Source organism: Glaesserella parasuis (genome assembly GCF_002015085.1).
GTDB classification, from domain to species: Bacteria; Pseudomonadota; Gammaproteobacteria; order Enterobacterales; family Pasteurellaceae; genus Glaesserella; species Glaesserella parasuis.
Genome location: NZ_MUXW01000052.1, coordinates 1 through 19,679, shown reverse-complemented (window position 1 = coordinate 19,679; position 19,679 = coordinate 1). Strand labels below are relative to the sequence as shown.

The following is a 19,679-nucleotide window of genomic DNA, read 5'->3' as shown; positions in this document are numbered from 1 at the left end:
CACAGAATTTGGGATAGGGTCCCTTTAATTTATACTGGGATTTTGAGTTTAAAACAACAAGTTGATTGTTTTCAAAGTTCAAATTATCTCTGGCAGAAATAATAGGAATTTCATTTGAAGGAACTTTTTTCTTTTTCTAATAAATTAAAATCAACAATGATATTACTATCAGAAATATTGATTTGATAACCTTTTAAAATATTCCCTAAATAGAGATGAACAGAAGAATTTTCAATATTAAATTCATCGGAAAATAAAGCGTAACTGTTTTCTTTTTGAGTATAATAAGAGAAAACATAAAAATCGCTATTGAACATATTAAGTTTTTTAATTCTACCAAAATCAGAAATGTTAGCTTTATTTGAATTAACAGTAACATTTCGATAATCCCCATCAATATTTAACTGTGCTTTTTCAATAATGAAATCACCAGAAATAGTATTATTGGCGTTAAAGTTAATCCGTTCGTTTTTAAATGCATTTTTAAAATATACTTTAACATTTTTTCCTCTTAATTCATTTGAGAATGTGTAAATTGGATTTTCAGGTGATAAATGATTATCTAATGATAAATCAAAAATTTCATTATCTTTAAATTCACCGTGTAAACCTAACGCACGAGAAATATTAATTAACCCTTGTTCATAAACTTTATCAATCCCTTTTTCTCCAACATCGTTAGTGGTTGAAATAATAACATTTTTGATTTGATCGGTTGTTTAAAAAGATAAATATTTTTTATAGCAGAAGCTAAACCATAACTATTGGGTTGAAAAAGATGCACCCCCTAAATTGTTGGTTAATTCATTACGAACGTTTGTAATAACACAAATATCTGCTAACATGCCGCACCAATTTCTTTTTTCGTTATAAGTGGATGTTACTAAAATGTTTTTAGATAAATCAACTCCTTTTTCTTTGAAAAGAGTAATCCACATATTGCCTTCTTTTAAACGATTATTACCTTGTGATAACACTAAAAGATTATCTTGTTTAAAAGTTTTTTATAAGCTGAATATTTTATAGCATGATAAAAATCATTTGGATTTCCAACCTGAATTAAATTGATTTTATTTAAAGGAGAAAATTTATCAACAACTTGATATACTTCAAAATCATGATTATCAACTATATTAGTATGTGTTTTTAAATCGCTATAACCAAAACCAATAGCTTCACCATAAAAAGCGTTTGGTTGTTGTTTTTTATAATAAAGAAAATTATCGGTAATAGCTATTTCATGACTTTTTTATTACTGAATACACCAACAGAATCTTGGGCTGATTTGTAATATTTACCATTTATGTTTTTTGCGATTTTGTATGTGTTTTCAATAGGGTAAATCCAGTTGAAATCTGTTGTATTAAAATCATTTTTATTTTTAAAAAAAACTTGTGATGCATTTGGAAATTCATATTGTTTATATTTTTCTAAAGGTAAATCTTTTCCATTAAAAGGAGTTTCTTTATTGTTTGGAAATGCATAACTATTGGATATTAAAAATGGTATAAGAGTAGCAAGTAGCAAAAAGGTTTTAAAAGATTTTTCATTCTCTCATCCTTGTTTATTAAAAGCGGTGTAGTACGAGGTTTTAAGCCAGTATCCACCAATAGTTTTGTATACTATGCTTGTTAGTATTATGTAGAACTTAATTGTCACATAATATTAACCAAATAAAACCTCAAGGGAAAGTTGTGTTATTTTGAAATCGGCTCAACCCTCGCCAACTTCACCATATTATCGGATACTTCAAGTACCGTAACTTTTAAATTAAGTAGGGTAAATTGCGTATCTTCGTCAGGGATTTTTTCAAGATGTTCTAAAATTAATCCATTAAAGGTTCTGACTTCATCTAATGGCAAATTCCAGTCAAAGAGTTTATTTAAGTCGCGTAAATTAGCTGAGCCTTCGATCAGCACAGAGCCATCTGATTGTGGCTTCACTTCTTCTTCCAATGATGGTGCAGTTGAAGTGGTAAATTCCCCCACAATTTCTTCTAAAATGTCTTCAAGCGTAATCAACCCTTTAATATCGCCATATTCATCAACTACTAAACCAATACGTTTTTTGTTATTTTTGAAATTCATCAACTGGGTATTTAATGGCGTTCCTTCTGGAATGAAATAGATCTCATCTACTGCACGGATAAGTTGCTCTTTGGTAAATTCATTACGTTCTAACATTAAGCGAAACGCTTCTCGAACACGCAACATACCGAGCAAGTTTTTATCCATATCGCTTTTATAAATCACAACGTGAGCGTGGGCTGCACCTGTGAGCTGACGCATAATGGATTTCCAATCATCGTCAATGTCAATACTGCCAATATCATTGCGAGGCACCATAATGTCATCAACAGTAACTTTTTCCATATCAAGAATTGACACTAACATCTCTTGGTGAGCCGTTGGGATAAATTTCCCTGCTTCAAGTACAACCCCTCGTAATTCTTCTGCACTTAATCCTGATTTTTCAGACTTGCGGATACGGAATAATTTCATCAAGCCATTAATGATGAGGTTCATAAAGAACACTAGTGGCATCAATAATTTTTGTAATGGCATAAGAATATAACTAACAGTAAAGCCAACTTTTTCAGGATACAGTGCGGCAATGGTTTTAGGTAAAATCTCAGAGAAAACCAACATCACAAAGGTAAGTAATCCCGTAGCAATCGCTACACCTGCTTCGCCAGATAACTGCATACCGATCATCGTTGCAATTGCGGAAGCGGCAATATTGACAAGATTATTACAGATTAAAATTAGACTTAATAAAACATCTGTTCTCGATAACAGTTTTTCAGCAAGTTTTGCCCCTTTATGCCCTTTATCAGCAAGGTGACGTATACGGTAGCGGTTTAACGACATTAGCCCTGTTTCAGAGCCAGAGAAGAATGCAGAAAGCAATAGAAGAATAGCTAGTGTGATGAATAAACTACTCAGGGGGATCGTGTCCAAAATAAAAGTCCTATACTTGTTAGTCACAAGCGGTTAGATAAATAAAAAATTTGCAATACAGAGAACAAATCTAACCGCTACCTTAGTGGTATTACACCATTCGACTGCCAAAATAGGCAACCGAAAGCAGTATCATACCTGAAATTGAATAAATTAGCACCCGATTTCCTCGCCAGCGGAGTTTCCATTGTCCCAATAATAAGATGTTATACACAATCCACGCAATGAAAGAAAAAATCGCTTTGTGAATATGTTCTGGTGCAAAGAAGTTGTGTAAGTAGATCATTCCCGTGACAAGAGCGACTGTGAGCAATCCTTGAGCCACCATTGTTAAGGTAAAAAAGTGACGTTCGACGGTCATTAATGGAGGCACAACGGGAGAAAATGCCATTTTTTTACTTTTAAGATTTTTGTCTAGCCATTTAAGTTGAGCCGCATAAAGTAGAGCGATAAAAAATAACGCATAAGAAGCAATGGCAATGCCTAAATGGAGCATTAACCCTAGATTTTCGGACAGCTGTTTAATAAAACTGCCTGCGACAAAGGTAGATAAGGTGACAGTAACAATACCCAGCGGATAAATCACAGACAATGGAAACCACACCGTTTTCCATCGAGTTAAAGCGAAAGTCGCCAAAGCACTAATAATCACACTGATCAGAGAAGCAACATTTACAATGGTAAAATTTTGTCCACCATTGACAACCAGATGTTGAGAAATGCTAATAATATGGCAAAGTACAGCAACTAAGCCCAAAAGCAATACTGCACGGATATTCGGTTGTTTATCCGTATCAAGATGAGCAAGTGTTGGCATAATCCATAATAAAGCACCTAAATAAGCCACAATGGTCAATACCGCAAATAACATTTCAATTTCTCTCTCAATTAAGAATGGTTTTCAATAGGTGTAAATTAGCAGTTTTATCGCTGTTTTGCTATGGAAAAATAGAAATTTTTCAGTGTTTAACCTAATACTTCAATCTCTTTTGGAATGAGCTTCGGTTCAGGCACAAAAATTTGCTTATGGCGTTGTAATTCGCCCTTTTCCAACACAATACTGCTTTTGGGGACTTTAAATAACTTACTTAGATATTTCAGCAAGTGAGCATTTGCCTGCCCATCGATAGGTGGAGCGGTAATAGCAATTTTGAGTTCGTTATCGTGTAAACCGACAATCTGATCTCGACTTGCTTTCGGTTGTAAAAAAATCCGCAAGCGAATACCTTGCGGATTTTCACAAAATTCGACCGCTTGCATTACGCCACAGCCCATAGTTGTCCAAAGACTTGGTAAAACAAGCTATTAATAAAGAGCAATGCAAAACCAAGAACCATTACAGAGAAGTCTAACATACCTGTTTTTGGTAAAATTTTACGGATAATACCGAGTACAGGCTCAGTAATTTGGGCAATGGTATAATCTAACGGGTGATTTCCCTGTGTCACCCAACTCATTAAGGCTCGAATTAAGGTGGTAAAAAAGAGAATTTGCCCAAAGATTTTGATGATACTCAATAAGCCGATAAGCACAGATCTTGGTACATCAACACCAAATAACATAAATTGTAATGCAACAATTCCTGCAGCTAAAAGCAATGCAGCAAAATTAATCCCTTTTACCGTTGGGATCAGCTTGCTTAACGGGTTTAACACAGGATTGGTTAAACGCATTAACGTTTGTGAAATCGGCATATAAGGATCAATTCGACAGAACTGTAGCCAAGTCCGCAACACTAACATAAAGCTAAAAAAACCAACCACAATTTTAATAAAAGGGGCTAAGAATTCCATTTTATTTCTCCAAATATAACTACATCTGAAGTTACAATCTCATCGGCATAATCACATATTCCGCCGTAGCATTATCGCAATCTTCAATTAAACAGCTTGAACTTGCATCTACAAGGCTGATACGCACACGCTGGCATTTTAATGTGTTAAGCACATCTAACAGATAGCTCACATTAAAGCCTACTTCCATCTCTGCACTTTGATAAGAGACATCAATGATCTCTTCCGCTTCTTCTTGCTCTGGGTTATTTGCCGTAATTTTTAACAGATTTTGATTTAGGGCTAAACGCACGCCACGGAAGCGTTCGTTTGATAAAATCGCCGCACGCACTAAGGCACGTTTTAACACTTCAGCATCTGCCTCTAAAATACGATCTGCATTGCGTGGCAATACTCGACGGTAATCAGGGAAACGTCCATCAATCAGTTTTGATGTAAATACAATGCCATTCATTGATACACGCAAGTTGCTTGTACCGATTTCTAGGCGAACACTTTCGTTATTATGACCCACCAAGCGGACTAATTCTAATACCGCTTTGCGTGGCACAATCACAGAATGGGTTAAAAGCTCTTGATTTAATGCCATTGTACATACAGCAAGACGGTGTCCGTCCGTTGCCACTGAACGCAATAAATTGCCTTCAGTTTCAAACTTCATACCGTTTAAGAAATAACGGGCATCTTGGTTTGCCATTGAAAATTGTGTTGCTTCAATTAAACGAGCTAAAGTCGCTTGTTCAATCGTGAAATCTACTTCAGGTTTCCAGTCCATTAAACTTGGGTAATCCGAAGCAGGTAAGGTTGCTAGATTGAACTTACTGCGATCTGCACGGATAAAGACACGATCTTCATCAAACTGCACCGAAATTACGCTATCATCAGGTAAGCTACGACAAATATCTAAAAACTTTTTCGCAGGAATAGTAAATTTTCCTGAGAAACTGACCGCTTCAAACAGCTCCGCTTGGGTAGTAAGCTCTACCTCTAAATCAGTTCCCGTTAAAGATAAACGGCTTCCTTCAATTTCTAGCAAAATGTTGTTGATTACAGGTAATGTTGGACGACTGGTTAATACGCCACAAACCTGTTGTAACGGCTTGAGTAACTGCTCACGGGTAATAGTAAATTGCATAACAATTCCTTAAGACGATAATTTGCGTGTTAAATTGGTGTAATCTTCTTGGATACTGTTATCAGTATCTCTCAGCTCATTAATGGTTTTGCAGGCGTGCATCACCGTTGTGTGATCACGTCCGCCAAATTCACGTCCGATTTCAGGCAAACTGTGGTTAGTCAGCTCTTTTGCTAATGCCATTGCCATTTGGCGTGGACGAGCCACGGAACGCGTACGACTTTTTGATTTTAAATCCGCCATTTTGATATTGTAATACTCAGCGACGGTTTTCTGAATATTCTCAATGGTAATTAAGTGATCGTAAGAGGCAATCAGATCTTTTAAGGCTTCTCGTACCGCATCAATTGTGATCTGACGGCTGGTGAAATTGCTCCACGCAATTGCACGATTTAACGCCCCTTCTAATTCACGCACGTTAGTTCTGAGTTTTTGCCCTAAGAAAAAGGCGACATCTTCACTTAATTCAATGCCTCGTTCTTCCGCTTTTTTCATTAAAATTGCCACACGAGTTTCTAGCTCTGGCGGTTCAATCGCCGCATTAACCCCCCAACTTAAACGAGAGCGGATACGTTCTTCTATATTCTCAATGTTTTTCGGAAATACATCGGAAGTCACAATAATCTGCTTACTTCGTTCAAATAAGGAGTTAAAGGTATGGAAAAATTCCTCTTGTGTTGCCTCTTTGTTCGCAAAAAACTGAATATCGTCAATCATCAACACATCAAGAGAGCGATAGAATTTTTTGAAATTCTCAATGGTGTTCGCTTTAATCGCTTTGACCATATCCTGCACAAAACGCTCTGAGTGAATATAAACCACTCTCGCATTCGGGTTTTGTTTTAGGATTTCATTACCGATTGCGTGCAACAAGTGCGTTTTACCAAGACCTGTTCCGCCATATAACGAAAATGGATTGCAGTGGCTTTCACCAGGGTTACTTGCAACCTGTTGAGCAACGGCTTTAGCGAGTTGGTTAGACTTCCCTTGAACAAAGTTATCAAAGGTGAGCGTTTCAGTAAGTCCAGAACGTAATGCAGTAGCTTGCGTTTCTTGCGGTGGCGTTGCAGTTGGTGCAACAGAAGTCACCGCTTGTTCTGCTGGTTTGATCCCTACTCGGATCTCCACTTGCAACTGCTCATTTTTGCTTAAAGATCGAGCAAGGGTAACAATCTCCCCTAAAAATTTATCTTTCACCCAAGTTGCTACAAACTGATTATGAGCGTACAACACTAATTCAGAGCTAGTTGCACTCGCTTGCAACGGACGTAGCCAAGTGCTGTAATCAGTTGGCGATACTTTTGCTTGTAAGTGAGTTAAACAATCAGACCAAAGGGAAGACACAGTTTGCTCCAAATTAATAGGGTTGAGAAGATCGTTATCATACCCGAAAAAATGATCAAGATCTTGAAATTTTTATGGATTAAATAATTTATTTCTCAAATACTTGTAGATTTTTCTGGCCAAAAATAGATTAAAAGAGAACCGATGAATTTATGTTTTTTGATAAAAATAGGCGGAATATATAATGCATATATTCCGCACGACTTCTCACATTATGTAGGATTAAATAACTACATTCGCAATTGCCACGCCTACACAACAAGCGACAAGTACACCAATTAATCCTGGAACCATAAAGCTATGGTTGAAGTAGAATTTACCGATCTTCGTTGTTCCTGTTACGTCAAAGTTTACTGTCGCAATATCTGATGGATAGTTAGGAATGAAGAAGTAAGCGTAAGTTGCAGGCATTAGACCAACTAATAATGGAGCGGGCAAACCTAAGTCGATACCAACAGGTAACATCATTACGGCAGTTGGTGCTTGGCCGTTGATCACCGCAGATACTGCAAAAAGAGCTAATGCAAAGGTCCAAGGGTATGTTTCAACCATTTCAGTGATACCTGCTTTAAATTGTGGCATTGCATATTGGAAGTATGTACCACTCATCCACGCAATACCGAAAATAGCAATTGCTGCAACCATACCTGATTTAAACACCACACCATTTGGTACAGTTTGTGGATTAGTTCTTGTTGCAAGAAGAATAATACCACCAAAGCAGAGCATCATCATTTGAATGATAAGTGACATTGAAATTGGTTTCACTTTCTCACCTGTTGCCACAGTACGAATTTCAGGGAACATTGCGATTACAACAATGGTGATTAGTGAAAGTAAGAATAACAATACTGCGGTTTTAGCACCAGCTGGCAATACATCATTTAAAGTTGTACTTGTTGTACTTAGAATACGCTCACGCCAGATTGGATCTTGTAAACGGCGTTGATATTCTGGATCATCTTCTAACTCTTTACCACGACGTAAGCTATATAGTGATAAGGCAATTGTACCTGCAAAAGTCGCAGGAACAGTTACAGAAATGATATTAAGTAAGGTTACATTTTCAAACCCTGGTAATTCTGTAATCCGTGCAAGATAGAATACTACTGCTGCAGAAAGTGGGCTTGATGTAATAGCTAATTGCGATGCAACAGAGGCCGCAGCCATTGGACGCTCAGGTCGGATTTTATTTTTTAATGCAATATCTGCAATAATTGGCATTACCGAATATACAGAGTGTCCAGTTCCAAGCATAAATGTCATGATATAGGTAACAATTGGACCTAAAAGTGTGACACGTTTTGGATTTTTACGCAGAATACGTTCTGCAATTTGGAGCATATATTTTAAACCGCCAGCCGCTTCTAAAATAGATGCACAGGTTACAACAGCTAAGATAATTAACATGACGTCCACAGGTGCCTTACCTGGTGGCATACGTAAAATAAATACTTCAACGGCTAAACCAATTCCCGAAACAACCCCTAGACCGATACCGCCAAAACGGCTACCTACATAGAGAAACGCTAATAATAGTAAAAACTCAAAATAGAGCATACAAACCTCGTTAAGTAATAATAAAACAGGATAAATTCTATCTAGTTGAATTTGAAGATGGAAGTGGTAGGTTTTAACTAGATCAAATTTTTGTTATTTTTATAAAGAATTAACCCTTTGTTTTTTATTATAAAAAGAAGAACAGAGATCTTTTTCGTACAAAACCTCTTCTCTGTGTTAAAATCCCCCCAGTCAAGTTATCTGATCTAAATTCATTTCCCAACCGAACCTACTTCTGAATTTACATTTCAATAATAAAAACAATAAGTTATATAATTTTATAAAGAGAATAATAGAATGATCGTTGATCCAAATTACCAAAAAGAACTCGAGAAATATGAGAACCCTGTGCCAAGCAGGGAATTTATTTTACAAACCATTCGTGACTATGACGCTCCGATGAGCAGAGAAGAGTTGCTTGAAGCGTTTCATCTTTATGATGAAGAACGTCAAGAAGCGGTGCGTCGTCGTTTGCGTGCGATGGAAAATGATGGGCAGTTAGTCTTTACTAAGAAAAAACGTTATGCCTTGCCTGAAAAAATGGACTTAATCAAAGGCACGGTGATTGGACACCGTGATGGTTACGGCTTTTTGCAAGTTGAAGGCGATGATGACTGGTTTATTCCGAATAGTCAGATGAACCGTGTGATGCACGGTGATTTTGTGCTGGCTCAACCGAATGGAATTGACCGTCGTGGGCGTAAAGAAGTACGGATTGTACGTGTGCTTGAAGCACGCAAAAAGCAGATTGTTGGACGTTTTTTCACTGAGAGTGGCATCAATTATGTGGTGCCTGATGATAGTCGTATCAATCAGGATATTTTGATTCCTGAAGAACATCGTCTAGGGGCGAGAATGGGGCAAGTGGTTGTGGTTGAACTTCAGCCACGCAAAGCAGATTTCAAACGCCCTGTTGGTGTGATTACGGAAATTCTAGGGGATAATCTTGCACCAGGTATGGAAATCGAAATTGCTCTGCGTAACCACGATATTCCGCACGTTTGGCCAGAAGGTGTGGAAAAACAGGTGCGTCAATTTAACGAAGAAGTGCCTGAGGAAGCAAAAATAGGTCGGGTTGATCTGCGTGATTTGCCGTTAGTAACAATTGATGGCGAAAGTGCGAGAGATTTTGATGATGCGGTGTTTTGTCAAAAAGAGAGCAACGGCTGGCGTTTGTGGGTGGCGATTGCAGATGTGAGTTACTATGTTCGCCCAAAAACTGCCCTTGATCTTGAAGCACAACAGCGTGGTAATTCGGTCTATTTCCCTAATCGTGTGATCCCGATGTTACCTGAAGTGCTATCAAATGGGTTATGTTCATTAAATCCGCAAGTAGATCGGCTCTGCTTAGTGGCAGAAATGGTGGTGTCTGAAAGCGGTAAGTTACTGGGTTATAAATTCTATGAAGCGGTGATGAACTCGCACGCTCGCTTAACTTATACAAAAGTGTGGAACATTTTGGAAGGCGACGAAGCACTTCGTGAGCGTTATTTTTATCTTGTGCCACATTTGGAAGAGTTGCACGCAATGTATAAGGTGTTGCTGAATACTCGTCACCAACGTGGTGCGATTGAGTTTGAAACGGTGGAAAATCAATTTATTTTCAATCCACAAGGGCGTATTGAACGCATTGAGCCTGTGATCCGCAATGATGCACATAAAATCATTGAAGAGTGTATGATTTTAGCCAACATTGCTTCTGCTCGTTTTGTAGAAGAAGCAAATGAACCAGCCTTATTCCGTATTCACGCTCAACCGAGTGAAGAGAAGCTCACCAGTTTCCGTACTTTCTTAAAAGAGTGTGGTTTATGCTTAAATGGCGGTTTGCGTCCAACACCAAAAGATTACGCCGAATTGCTAGAACAGGTCAAAGAACGTCCTGATGCTGAATTAATTCAGACAATGTTACTTCGCTCGTTCAAACAAGCGGTCTATTCCCCTGATAATGAAGGACATTTTGGCTTGGCATTGACGGAATATGCCCATTTCACTTCTCCGATCCGTCGTTATCCTGATTTGTTATTACATCGTGCCATTAAGTATTTGATTGAAAAGGAAAAAGGCAACAAGCGTCACTATACCGATGGCGGTGGCTATCACTATCAGATCGACGATATGGATATTTTCGGTGAAAAATGTTCTGCAACGGAACGTCGAGCAGATGAAGCTACACGAGAAGTGGCTGATTGGCTGAAATGTGAATATATGCAAGATCATATCGGCGAAGTGTTTGACGGCGTGATTTCCAGCGTAACGGGATTTGGTTTGTTCGTAAAACTCAATGAACTGCTGATCGACGGTTTAGTCCACATTTCAACTTTAGATAACGGCTATTACCATTTCGACAGCGACCGCCAGCGTCTTGTCGGCGAAAACGGCGTAATGTACCGCTTGGGCGATCCTGTTAGGGTTAAAGTGATCGGGGTAAATCTTGATGATAAAAAAATTGATTTTGTGTTGGTGACCAGCTTACGCAAAGCTCGTGGTGAAGGCAAAACAGCGAAGAAAAAAGCGAAGGCAGAAAAGCCTGTGTTTAAGGAAGTTAAGATAAAAAATGCGAGAACCAAGTCCATAAATAGAAAATCGAGTAAAAGTAAGTATTGAGCGAAGATGAATATGCGTTTTTTCGATACCCACACACACCTAGACTATCTTGCTCAAGATCTCAATCTCTCTGTTTCGCAATTAATGCATAATGCTAAAGCCCAGCAGGTTGAGCGAATTTTAGTTGTGGCAATTTCTGCAAAAAACTTTGAGCAAGTCTCCGCTTGTAGCCAAGCTGAACCAAATCATATTGTGTATGGCTTAGGCTTACATCCCCTTTATATTGCCGAACATCAAACAGCCGATTTGGATTTACTTGAAAGCTATCTGCAACGCCAAGATCCGCATTGCACGGCAATTGCCGAGATTGGCTTAGAACGAGCGGTTGAAGCGGTTTGTACGCCTGAGCTGTGGCATAAACAATGTGCATTTTTAGAAGCACAATTAGCTTTTGCCAAGCGGTATGATTTGCCTGTGAATTTACACTCTCGTAAAAGCCACGATCAGCTTTTTACTTTTTTGAAAAAAGCACAACTTGCTCGAACAGGTGTTATACACGGGTTTGCGGGAAGTTATGAACAAGCGAAGCGTTTTGTTGATTTAGGTTATAAAATCGGGGTGGGCGGTACGATAAGCTACCAAAGAGCAAATAAAACTAGAGAAACAATGCGTAAATTACCTTTGGAAAGTTTACTACTTGAAACCGATGCCCCTGATATGCCTGTCTTTGGTTATCAAGGCGAGCCGAACCGTTCAGAGCGTTTGAACGTGAGTTTTAACGCATTATGTGAATTACGTCGTGAAACTCCTGAGCAGATTGCCGAAACCATTTGGCAGACAAGTGAAAGGTTATTTTGGTTAGGTTTTCGCTAACGTCCATACCTGAATTTCCTTTACTCCCTGTTTGAGTAACTCGGCACAAATCGCATTCAAGGTTGAACCTGTGGTGACCACATCATCTACAATCGCTACCCGTTGATAAGGCTGTTTCGGTTGATAAATAAAAGCCCCTCGTAGATTTTTACGACGTTCTTGACCTGTCAGCTCTCGTTGCGGTTGGGTAGCTCGAATACGTTGTAAACTCTCTTTATCCATTGGCAGATGAAGCCATTTTGCTAACTGTTGGGCTAAAAGCACCGCTTGATTGTAGCCTCGTTGCCATTCACGTTGCCAATATAACGGCACGGGTAAAATCACTTCGGGCAATGTGAGCTGATGTGTTCGTCTAGCTTGATAAATAGCAAGTAGTAGCAGTCGTGCTAATGGTTGATCAAGCCAATATTGCTGTTGAAATTTGAAGCGGTGGATCCATTCTGCAAGCGGTGGTTTATATTGGGAAATTTGCACGATGCGATGCCATTTAGGTTCATTCTTTAAACAATTTCCACAGTAATTGTGATCGCTTAACAGAAAACTTCCACAGCCACCACAGTAGCAGTGGCGTTTTAGCAGATCATTACAACGGCTACAAATACCGTGTGATGCAATGGCAAGCCGTCTGTCGCAATGTACACAGCGAAATCCCCAGTCGTTCATCTTTTCCTCAATAACTTTTTTCTTTGAACTCTATCAAGTTTTTTAAGAGAAGTTTGGGAAATTTTTGTGACACGGATCGAAAAAAGAGTAAAATTTCACAGATTAAACATAAAAGGAGATGTTATGCAAAAGCCAACTGCCCCAATCAAAATTGTGTTTTTTGATATTGATGAAACCTTATATTACAAAAAAGAAACCCGTATTCCGCTGTCTATTTCAGAGCAAGTACTTCCTCGTTTACGAGCTAAAGGGATTATCCCTGCGATTGCCACGGGTAGAACTTACGGAGCTTTTCCTAAAGCAATCAAGCCGTTAATGAATGAAAAAGGTTTTGATCTGTTTGTGACGACAAACGGACAATATAACCTTTATCGAGATCAGGTTATCAGTGAATATCCGCTAACAACTGAACGTATTGAGCGTATATTAGCCAAACTGCAGGCGTTGCAGATTGAGTATGCCTTTGTGACAGCAGAACAAATTGCTGTATCTAAAAATACAGCAGAAGTGGAAGAGTCGTTGCGCCCAATTAAAGAAGATTATATTGTCGATCCGAATTTTTATTTGGATCACTTGGTTATTCAGCTATTGGCATTCTTTCCGCAAGAACGTACGGAAGAAGTTATTCGTTCAGGCATTTTAGAAGATGATTTAAAAGAAGTGCGTTGGCATAAATATTCGGTGGATTTGTTAAATAAAAACAACTCAAAAGCACGCGGTATTGAAGATGTTCTCAACCATTTTGGTTTTGGTATTGAAAATGCGATGGCGTTTGGTGATGGTCTAAATGATTTGGAAATGATTGCTACCGTAGGCTTTGGGGTTGCAATGGGCAATGCGGAAGACGAGTTAAAAGCGGTGGCAGATTATGTCACTTTGCCGATTGAACAAGATGGTATTTTGGTGGCTTTAGAAAAGTTAGGGGTGATTTAACTTGCTGAAAGTGTTTAACGAATGTAAACAAAAAGAGTTTGTGGTAATAAAGAAAACAATTAACACGAACTCTTTTGTCTATTGTGCTTAACTAGAAATATTAAGCTGACCTTGCAGAGCCGTTAAGCAATCATAATTTTGAAAAGAATTTATAGGACGGAATAACCAACAAACTAGCAAGTACAGCCTTAATAACTCCGCCAATAATGAATGGATATAAACCGAATTCAAGCACTTTATCGCTTGGTACAAAAAGTGAAAGTTGAGCTAATCCAAAAACGAAAGTAATAACAGTCGCAGCTAATGCTACCACAACACTTTTCCAGAAAGATTTTAAAATACCTTTATCACTAAAGTATCCTAATAAATAAGCTGTCGGTACAAAACCAATTAAATATCCACCTGATGGGCCTAATAATGATTGAAATCCAGATCCACCATTAGCAAATACTGGTAAACCAATCACACCTTCAAATAAATAAAGTAATACTGCAGAAACAGCAGCTTTACGCCCCAATGCAAAACCAACTACGGTTAATGCTAGCGTCTGACCTGTAATTGGAACGGGATACATTGGCACAGAAATTTGAGCAAAAACCGCAATAAGATTTGCACCAATAAGAGATTTCAAAATAAAAGAAAGAGATTGGTTTGCCTCTAACCATTTTTTAGTCTGAGAAAGTTGTGTTATAAACATAGTTACTTCCTTTAAATTGGAAAATGGGTTCAGATTATACTAGACTTACACTAAAAAGTAACTGTTTTAGGGCAATAAGTAAGATGGTAAAACCAGTTTGTATTTATGTAGATGATGGGGTGAGTGATGTAGGGGTAGCATCTTTGCAACTTGCAATTGCTACAAATCTTGGTTTACCCACAAAAACTATTACTGCACAGCACATTATTGATAATGAGCTAGAACATTGTCAAATGTTGATTATGCCAGGCGGCGCTGATCTCCCTTATTGTGCAAAATTAAATGGAAAAGGGAACCAACATATTCGGCAGTTTGTACAATGTGGTGGTTTTTATCTTGGAATTTGTGCCGGTGCTTATTATGCAACAAAGACCATCGAATTTACTGGAGATGGTTATCAAATTTTTGAGAACAGGGAATTAGCGCTTTTTAACGGGAAAGCTGTTGGTTCATTGCCGGATTTGACTAATCAGTACTACTACGATGGAACAGCCGCATCAAAAACCTTTGCCACATTAACTTTTCCAAATAACACCCAATCAAAATTTTACTATCATGGCGGTCCAATGTTTTTGAGTGAAGTAGAGGATGCAGAGACTGTGGTTGCTTGCTATTCTGCAAATCGCCCAGCCATTGTTTGTGGATCTTATGGTAAAGGTAAATTCTTACTCTCTGGTGTTCACTTTGAATTACAGCCCGAAATTTATGAGCAATATATCATAAGAGATACTCTACACTTATCAGAATACATTCTAGAACAATCTATCTATAACCAGATTAAACAAATGGATAGCAATTATATCTGGAAAAAAATTAGAAGACTGCTAGATAAGGTATCTACTATATGAAAGAACTAACAAAACTTGTAAATAACCACGCAGAGTTGTTTGGCAATTACGCTATTGATTGCTAAAATGCTACTTTAGATTGCGATATAAGGAGCTGACTATGAATATCCCGTTCTGCTTACCTGAAAATATTTCTGCTGAAGACTTTTTGCAAAATTATTGGCAAAAACGACCGCTTTTAATTCGTAATGGATTACCACAAATTGTGGGGCTGTTTGAGCCTCAAGACATTATTGAATTAGCTCAGGAAGAGGAAGTAACTTCTCGTTTGATCCAAACACATCAAACAGCAGAAGGTGAGAAATGGTCGCTCAAGCGTAGTCCGTTATCGGCTGAAGATTTTGAAAATTTACCTGAGCAGTGGTCTGTATTAGTGCAAAATCTTGAACAGTGGTCGCCAGAACTTGGTGCATTATGGCAAGCATTTGACTATATCCCGCAATGGCAACGTGATGATATTATGGTTTCTTACGCTCCTGCTAGCGGTTCTGTTGGCAGACACTATGATGAATATGATGTTTTCCTTGTGCAAGGCTATGGGCATCGTCGTTGGCAGTTAGGCAAATGGTGCGACCCTAGCACTGAATTTAAACCAAACCAACCTATCCGTATTTTTGATGATATGGGCGAATTGATTTTTGATGAGGTGCTTGCACCAGGTGATGTACTTTATGTACCGTCACGCCTTTCTCATTATGGCGTAGCACAAGATGACTGCTTAACTTTCTCTTTTGGTTTACGTTTCCCTAATGCTACAGATTTACTTGAAAACCTATGTAAAACCATTGAACATCAAGGGGAAATTATCCCAAATTCACAATTTGCAATCCCATTCCGTTTGTCGCCAAATATGCAACCGAACGCCTTACTTGATCCAAAAATGGTTGCTACATTAAAAGCACGTTTGATCGACTTATTGCAAAACTCTACTCAGTTTGATGAAATCTTTACGCATAGTGTTGCTACTGCCGTGAGTACGCGTCGTTATGAACAATTAACCGAAGACAACGAGTTTTATCCTGACGAAGTACAGGAGGTGCTAGAAGCGGGTGGTTGGGTACAACAAGATGCGAACGTTAAAATCCTTTATACTGAGAACCCGTTACGCGTTTATGTCAATGGTGAGTGGATTGATGAACTTAATGAAGCCGAAGCTAATTTGTTAATCCGTATTGCCAACGGTGATGCGATTTCGTGGAATAAACTTGCTTCTAAGGCTGAAAATCAAGATGAATTAGAACTCTTACTCGATACACTTTGTGATTGGTTAGATAGTGGTTGGGTAGTGTTGATGGATAAAAAATAATTTCTTTCTCTATTCATACTAGGGACTATCTTTATTTTTTGTTCCTAAGGGCTACTTTAGCCCTCTCTATGTAGCATACAATCAAGCGGTTATTTTCCACAACCATTTTACAATGAGCCAACAACTATTAGACGGTGTACCGCTAACCGCCCTTTCGGGTGTTGGGGCGGCAATTTCAGAGAAACTCAGTCGGATCGGCATTAATAATGTGCAAGATCTGCTGTTCCATTTGCCTATGCGCTATGAAGACCGTACTCGGATCACGCCGATTGCGGATGTTCGTCCTGAAAGTTTTGCGACGGTTGAAGGCTTTGTGCAACTGACGGAAGTGCAATTTGGTCGTCGTCCGATTTTAAGTACCACAATTTCTGACGGCACAAGCAAAATTACCCTGAAATTCTTTAATTTCAATGCGGGAATGAAAAATAGTCTGGCAACTGGCGTAAGAGTGAAAGCCTTTGGCGAGATTAAACGTGGTCGCTTTATGGCAGAAATTCATCACCCTGAATATCAAATTATTCGGGGAAATCAACCGCTTGAGCTGGCAGAAACATTAACACCGATTTACCCGACAACCGAAGGCTTGAAGCAAGCCTCTTTGCGTAAATTAACCGATCAAGCCTTAGCGTTACTTGAGCGTGTGCAAGTGGCAGAATTGCTTCCTGATGAATTTAATCCACACAAATATAGCTTAAAAGAAGCCTTGCAGTTGTTGCATAGACCGCCACCGAGTGTGTCGTCCGAATTGTTAGATAAAGGCGAACACCCTGCACAAAAACGGCTGATTTTTGAAGAGCTGTTGGCTCATAATTTGGCGATGCAACAGGTGCGAATGGGGGTGCAACAACATTTTGCTGAACCGCTATGTTATCAAACCGATTTAAAACAACGCTTTTTAGCCACTTTGCTGTTTCAACCGACCAACGCTCAAAGCCGTGTGACTGCGGAGATTGAACAGGATTTGGCAAAACCTTTTCCGATGATGCGACTAGTGCAAGGCGATGTGGGTTCAGGTAAAACCCTTGTGGCTGCGTTGGCGGCATTACTGGCGATTGACAATGGTAAACAGGTGGCGTTAATGGCACCAACCGAAATTCTCGCCGAGCAACACGCTCACAATTTTGCCAACTGGTTGCGACCTTTTGGGATTGAAGTGGGCTGGTTAGCTGGCAAAGTGAAAGGTAAAGCGAGAACAGCTCAGTTGGAAGCGATTAAAAACGGCGATGTTCAGATGATTATCGGCACGCACGCCCTGTTTCAAGATCAGGTGGAATTTCATCATCTTGCTCTTGTGATTATTGATGAACAGCACCGCTTTGGTGTACATCAGCGTTTAACCCTACGCGAGAAAGGGGCGAAGGGCGATGTCTATCCTCACCAGTTGATTATGACCGCAACGCCTATTCCACGCACCTTGGCGATGACCGTCTATGCGGATTTGGATACGTCCATTATTGACGAACTTCCCCCAGGGCGAACGCCGATCACGACGGTGGCGATTTCGGAAGATCGCCGAGATGAAGTGGTTCGCCGTGTTTATCAAGCCTGTAAAAATGAAAAACGCCAAGCCTATTGGGTCTGTACGCTAATTGATGAGTCGGAAGTGTTAGAAGCACAAGCGGCGGCAGCCATTGCAGAAGATTTGCAACGTGCTTTGCCAGATTTGCGGATTGGGTTGGTTCACGGGCGAATGAAACCACAGGAAAAACAGGCAATTATGGCGGAATTTAAGGCGGCAAATATTGATTTGTTGGTGGCAACAACGGTGATTGAAGTCGGTGTAGATGTGCCGAATGCCAGTTTGATGATTATCGAAAATTCCGAACGCTTGGGATTGGCACAGTTGCACCAACTGCGTGGGCGTGTTGGACGTGGAGCGACGGCTTCCCATTGTGTCTTGATGTACAAAGCCCCATTGGGTAAAATTTCATCTAAACGGTTACAGGTACTGAGAGATAGCCAAGACGGTTTTGTGATTGCTGAAAAAGATTTGGAAATTCGTGGTCCGGGTGAAGTGTTAGGCACAAAACAGACAGGTATGGCGGAGTTCAAAATTGCGAATTTAATGCGAGATCGCAAGATGATCCCATTGGTGCAGAACTACGCCAAACAGCTAACGTTAAAATATCCTGATACGGCTAAACAGCTAATTCGCCGTTGGCTTGATGAAAAGACGGTTTATAGTAATGCGTAACTTGATTTTATTCTATTTATTCAATACTAAAACTTTATTTTTCTCCCTTTATTGGGCCTCAAAAAGGCAATAGTAGTCTTCTTCTAGTACTTTTGTATATCATTTTTCTAGTCGATTCCAATTCATAATGTAAATAGAGATTAGATATCTTTATTATCAATAAAGATATAAAAAATTTTTTTCTTCTTAAGAATTTTTTAAGATTTACTTGCTTTAATACTCTCAACGAAAGGCAAGAACCTTCGTTATTCATACTTATTATTTTAATTATTCGGAGTATTCTATGAAAAAAGCAATTATCTTAACGACATTATTAGCGGTTTCTACTGTATCAATGGCAAAGGGCGATGGTGATCGTGATCGTCACGGTGGCAAAGCAAGAACACATCAATCACAAGGTTTCTTTGATGAAAGTCTTGCAGTGAAAAGCGTAGCAGATGCACTTAAAGCAACTGATGACACCCCTGTACTACTTGAAGGACAAATCGTTAAACAAATCGACAAAGACGAGTTTATCTTTAAAGATAAAACAGGCGAAATCGAAATTGATGTAAGTAAACGTGCTTGGAATGGTTTAAATATCGGTCCTCAAGATACCATTCAAATTCGTGGTAAAGTTGATAAAGATTGGAACAAAGTTCAAGTGGATGTAAAACAGATTACCAAGAAATAATTTATCCTCACTAGCGGTCTGTTTTTGCAAATAATTTGAGCCTCTCCCACAATTTGTGTAAATACCTGTTTCTGAGATAATACATTCAGACACAGGTATTTTATTATGAACGAAAAACACCTTCACGCCTTGGCAGCGGAATTTGCCAAAAACCTA

19 protein-coding genes are annotated in these 19,679 nt (G+C 39.0%); 7 read left to right on the top strand and 12 right to left on the bottom strand.

Annotated elements, in window-relative coordinates:
• Window positions 1-110 precede the first annotated feature (110 nt).
• The 10 genes from B0183_RS10655 to B0183_RS10610 form a co-directional block, all read right to left on the bottom strand.
• Entirely contained in the window at window positions 111-317 is a 207-nt protein-coding gene (locus B0183_RS10655; RefSeq protein WP_078208777.1) for a hypothetical protein, read from the bottom strand.
• Between the two features lie 444 nt (window positions 318-761).
• Entirely contained in the window at window positions 762-977 is a 216-nt protein-coding gene (locus B0183_RS10650) for a hypothetical protein (RefSeq protein ID WP_078208776.1), read from the bottom strand.
• Between the two features lie 256 nt (window positions 978-1,233).
• The gene (locus B0183_RS10645) at window positions 1,234-1,527 is read right to left on the bottom strand and encodes a hypothetical protein (RefSeq protein WP_078208775.1); all 294 of its coding nucleotides are present in this window, start codon (window positions 1,525-1,527) and stop codon (window positions 1,234-1,236) included.
• A gap of 170 nt (window positions 1,528-1,697) precedes the next feature.
• Window positions 1,698-2,960 carry an HlyC/CorC family transporter gene (locus tag B0183_RS10640; protein WP_078208774.1) on the bottom strand — a complete coding sequence of 421 codons (1,263 nt, stop codon included), beginning with the start codon at window positions 2,958-2,960 and terminating at the stop codon, window positions 1,698-1,700.
• A gap of 91 nt (window positions 2,961-3,051) precedes the next feature.
• Window positions 3,052-3,831 (bottom strand): cytochrome C assembly family protein, encoded by a 780-nt coding sequence (locus tag B0183_RS10635; protein ID WP_078208773.1) that lies wholly within the window; start codon window positions 3,829-3,831, stop codon window positions 3,052-3,054.
• A gap of 95 nt (window positions 3,832-3,926) precedes the next feature.
• Complete coding sequence (gene yggU / locus B0183_RS10630; RefSeq protein ID WP_005711093.1) at window positions 3,927-4,220, bottom strand: DUF167 family protein YggU; 294 nt, start codon at window positions 4,218-4,220, stop codon at window positions 3,927-3,929.
• Complete coding sequence (locus B0183_RS10625) at window positions 4,220-4,753, bottom strand: YggT family protein (RefSeq protein WP_075620817.1); 534 nt, start codon at window positions 4,751-4,753, stop codon at window positions 4,220-4,222. Before B0183_RS10625 ends, yggU begins: the two co-directional genes overlap by 1 nt.
• Window positions 4,754-4,784: 31 nt before the next feature.
• Window positions 4,785-5,888, bottom strand: coding sequence for a DNA polymerase III subunit beta (gene dnaN / locus B0183_RS10620; RefSeq protein ID WP_005711096.1), 1,104 nt, complete (start codon window positions 5,886-5,888; stop codon window positions 4,785-4,787).
• Between the two features lie 9 nt (window positions 5,889-5,897).
• Entirely contained in the window at window positions 5,898-7,244 is a 1,347-nt protein-coding gene (gene dnaA, locus B0183_RS10615; protein ID WP_021114324.1) for a chromosomal replication initiator protein DnaA, read from the bottom strand.
• A gap of 210 nt (window positions 7,245-7,454) precedes the next feature.
• On the bottom strand, window positions 7,455-8,792 hold the full coding sequence (locus tag B0183_RS10610; RefSeq protein WP_078208772.1) for an anaerobic C4-dicarboxylate transporter: 1,338 nt from the start codon (window positions 8,790-8,792) through the stop codon (window positions 7,455-7,457).
• A 297-nt stretch (window positions 8,793-9,089) separates the two neighbouring features.
• Between B0183_RS10610 and rnr the strand changes: the two genes are divergently transcribed.
• Window positions 9,090-11,396 carry a ribonuclease R gene (gene rnr, locus B0183_RS10605; RefSeq protein WP_078208771.1) on the top strand — a complete coding sequence of 769 codons (2,307 nt, stop codon included), beginning with the start codon at window positions 9,090-9,092 and terminating at the stop codon, window positions 11,394-11,396.
• Between the two features lie 12 nt (window positions 11,397-11,408).
• Window positions 11,409-12,209 (top strand): TatD family hydrolase, encoded by an 801-nt coding sequence (locus B0183_RS10600; protein WP_075605151.1) that lies wholly within the window; start codon window positions 11,409-11,411, stop codon window positions 12,207-12,209.
• Here B0183_RS10600 and B0183_RS10595 read toward each other — a convergent pair.
• Window positions 12,195-12,872 (bottom strand): phosphoribosyltransferase family protein, encoded by a 678-nt coding sequence (locus B0183_RS10595; protein WP_021115350.1) that lies wholly within the window; start codon window positions 12,870-12,872, stop codon window positions 12,195-12,197. The genes B0183_RS10600 and B0183_RS10595 overlap by 15 nt on opposite strands.
• Before the next feature lie 123 nt (window positions 12,873-12,995).
• On the opposite strand from B0183_RS10595, the gene B0183_RS10590 reads away from it, so the two are divergent.
• Window positions 12,996-13,805 carry a Cof-type HAD-IIB family hydrolase gene (locus tag B0183_RS10590; RefSeq protein WP_021112890.1) on the top strand — a complete coding sequence of 270 codons (810 nt, stop codon included), beginning with the start codon at window positions 12,996-12,998 and terminating at the stop codon, window positions 13,803-13,805.
• 130 nt (window positions 13,806-13,935) lie between these two features.
• Here the strand turns inward: B0183_RS10590 and B0183_RS10585 are convergent, their stop codons facing one another.
• A complete protein-coding gene (locus tag B0183_RS10585; RefSeq protein ID WP_044009283.1) occupies window positions 13,936-14,502 on the bottom strand; it encodes a biotin transporter BioY in 567 nt (188 codons plus the stop codon).
• An 83-nt stretch (window positions 14,503-14,585) separates the two neighbouring features.
• On the opposite strand from B0183_RS10585, the gene B0183_RS10580 reads away from it, so the two are divergent.
• From B0183_RS10580 to B0183_RS10565, 4 genes are all read left to right on the top strand, one after another.
• A complete protein-coding gene (locus B0183_RS10580) occupies window positions 14,586-15,350 on the top strand; it encodes a BPL-N domain-containing protein (RefSeq protein ID WP_075606639.1) in 765 nt (254 codons plus the stop codon).
• A gap of 100 nt (window positions 15,351-15,450) precedes the next feature.
• Complete coding sequence (locus tag B0183_RS10575) at window positions 15,451-16,656, top strand: ribosomal protein uL16 3-hydroxylase (protein ID WP_078208770.1); 1,206 nt, start codon at window positions 15,451-15,453, stop codon at window positions 16,654-16,656.
• A gap of 112 nt (window positions 16,657-16,768) precedes the next feature.
• The gene (gene recG, locus B0183_RS10570; protein ID WP_021116331.1) at window positions 16,769-18,850 is read left to right on the top strand and encodes an ATP-dependent DNA helicase RecG; all 2,082 of its coding nucleotides are present in this window, start codon (window positions 16,769-16,771) and stop codon (window positions 18,848-18,850) included.
• Between the two features lie 283 nt (window positions 18,851-19,133).
• Window positions 19,134-19,523: a YgiW/YdeI family stress tolerance OB fold protein gene (locus B0183_RS10565; RefSeq protein WP_078208769.1), complete on the top strand. Its 390-nt coding sequence runs from the start codon at window positions 19,134-19,136 to the stop codon at window positions 19,521-19,523.
• Window positions 19,524-19,679 lie beyond the last annotated feature (156 nt).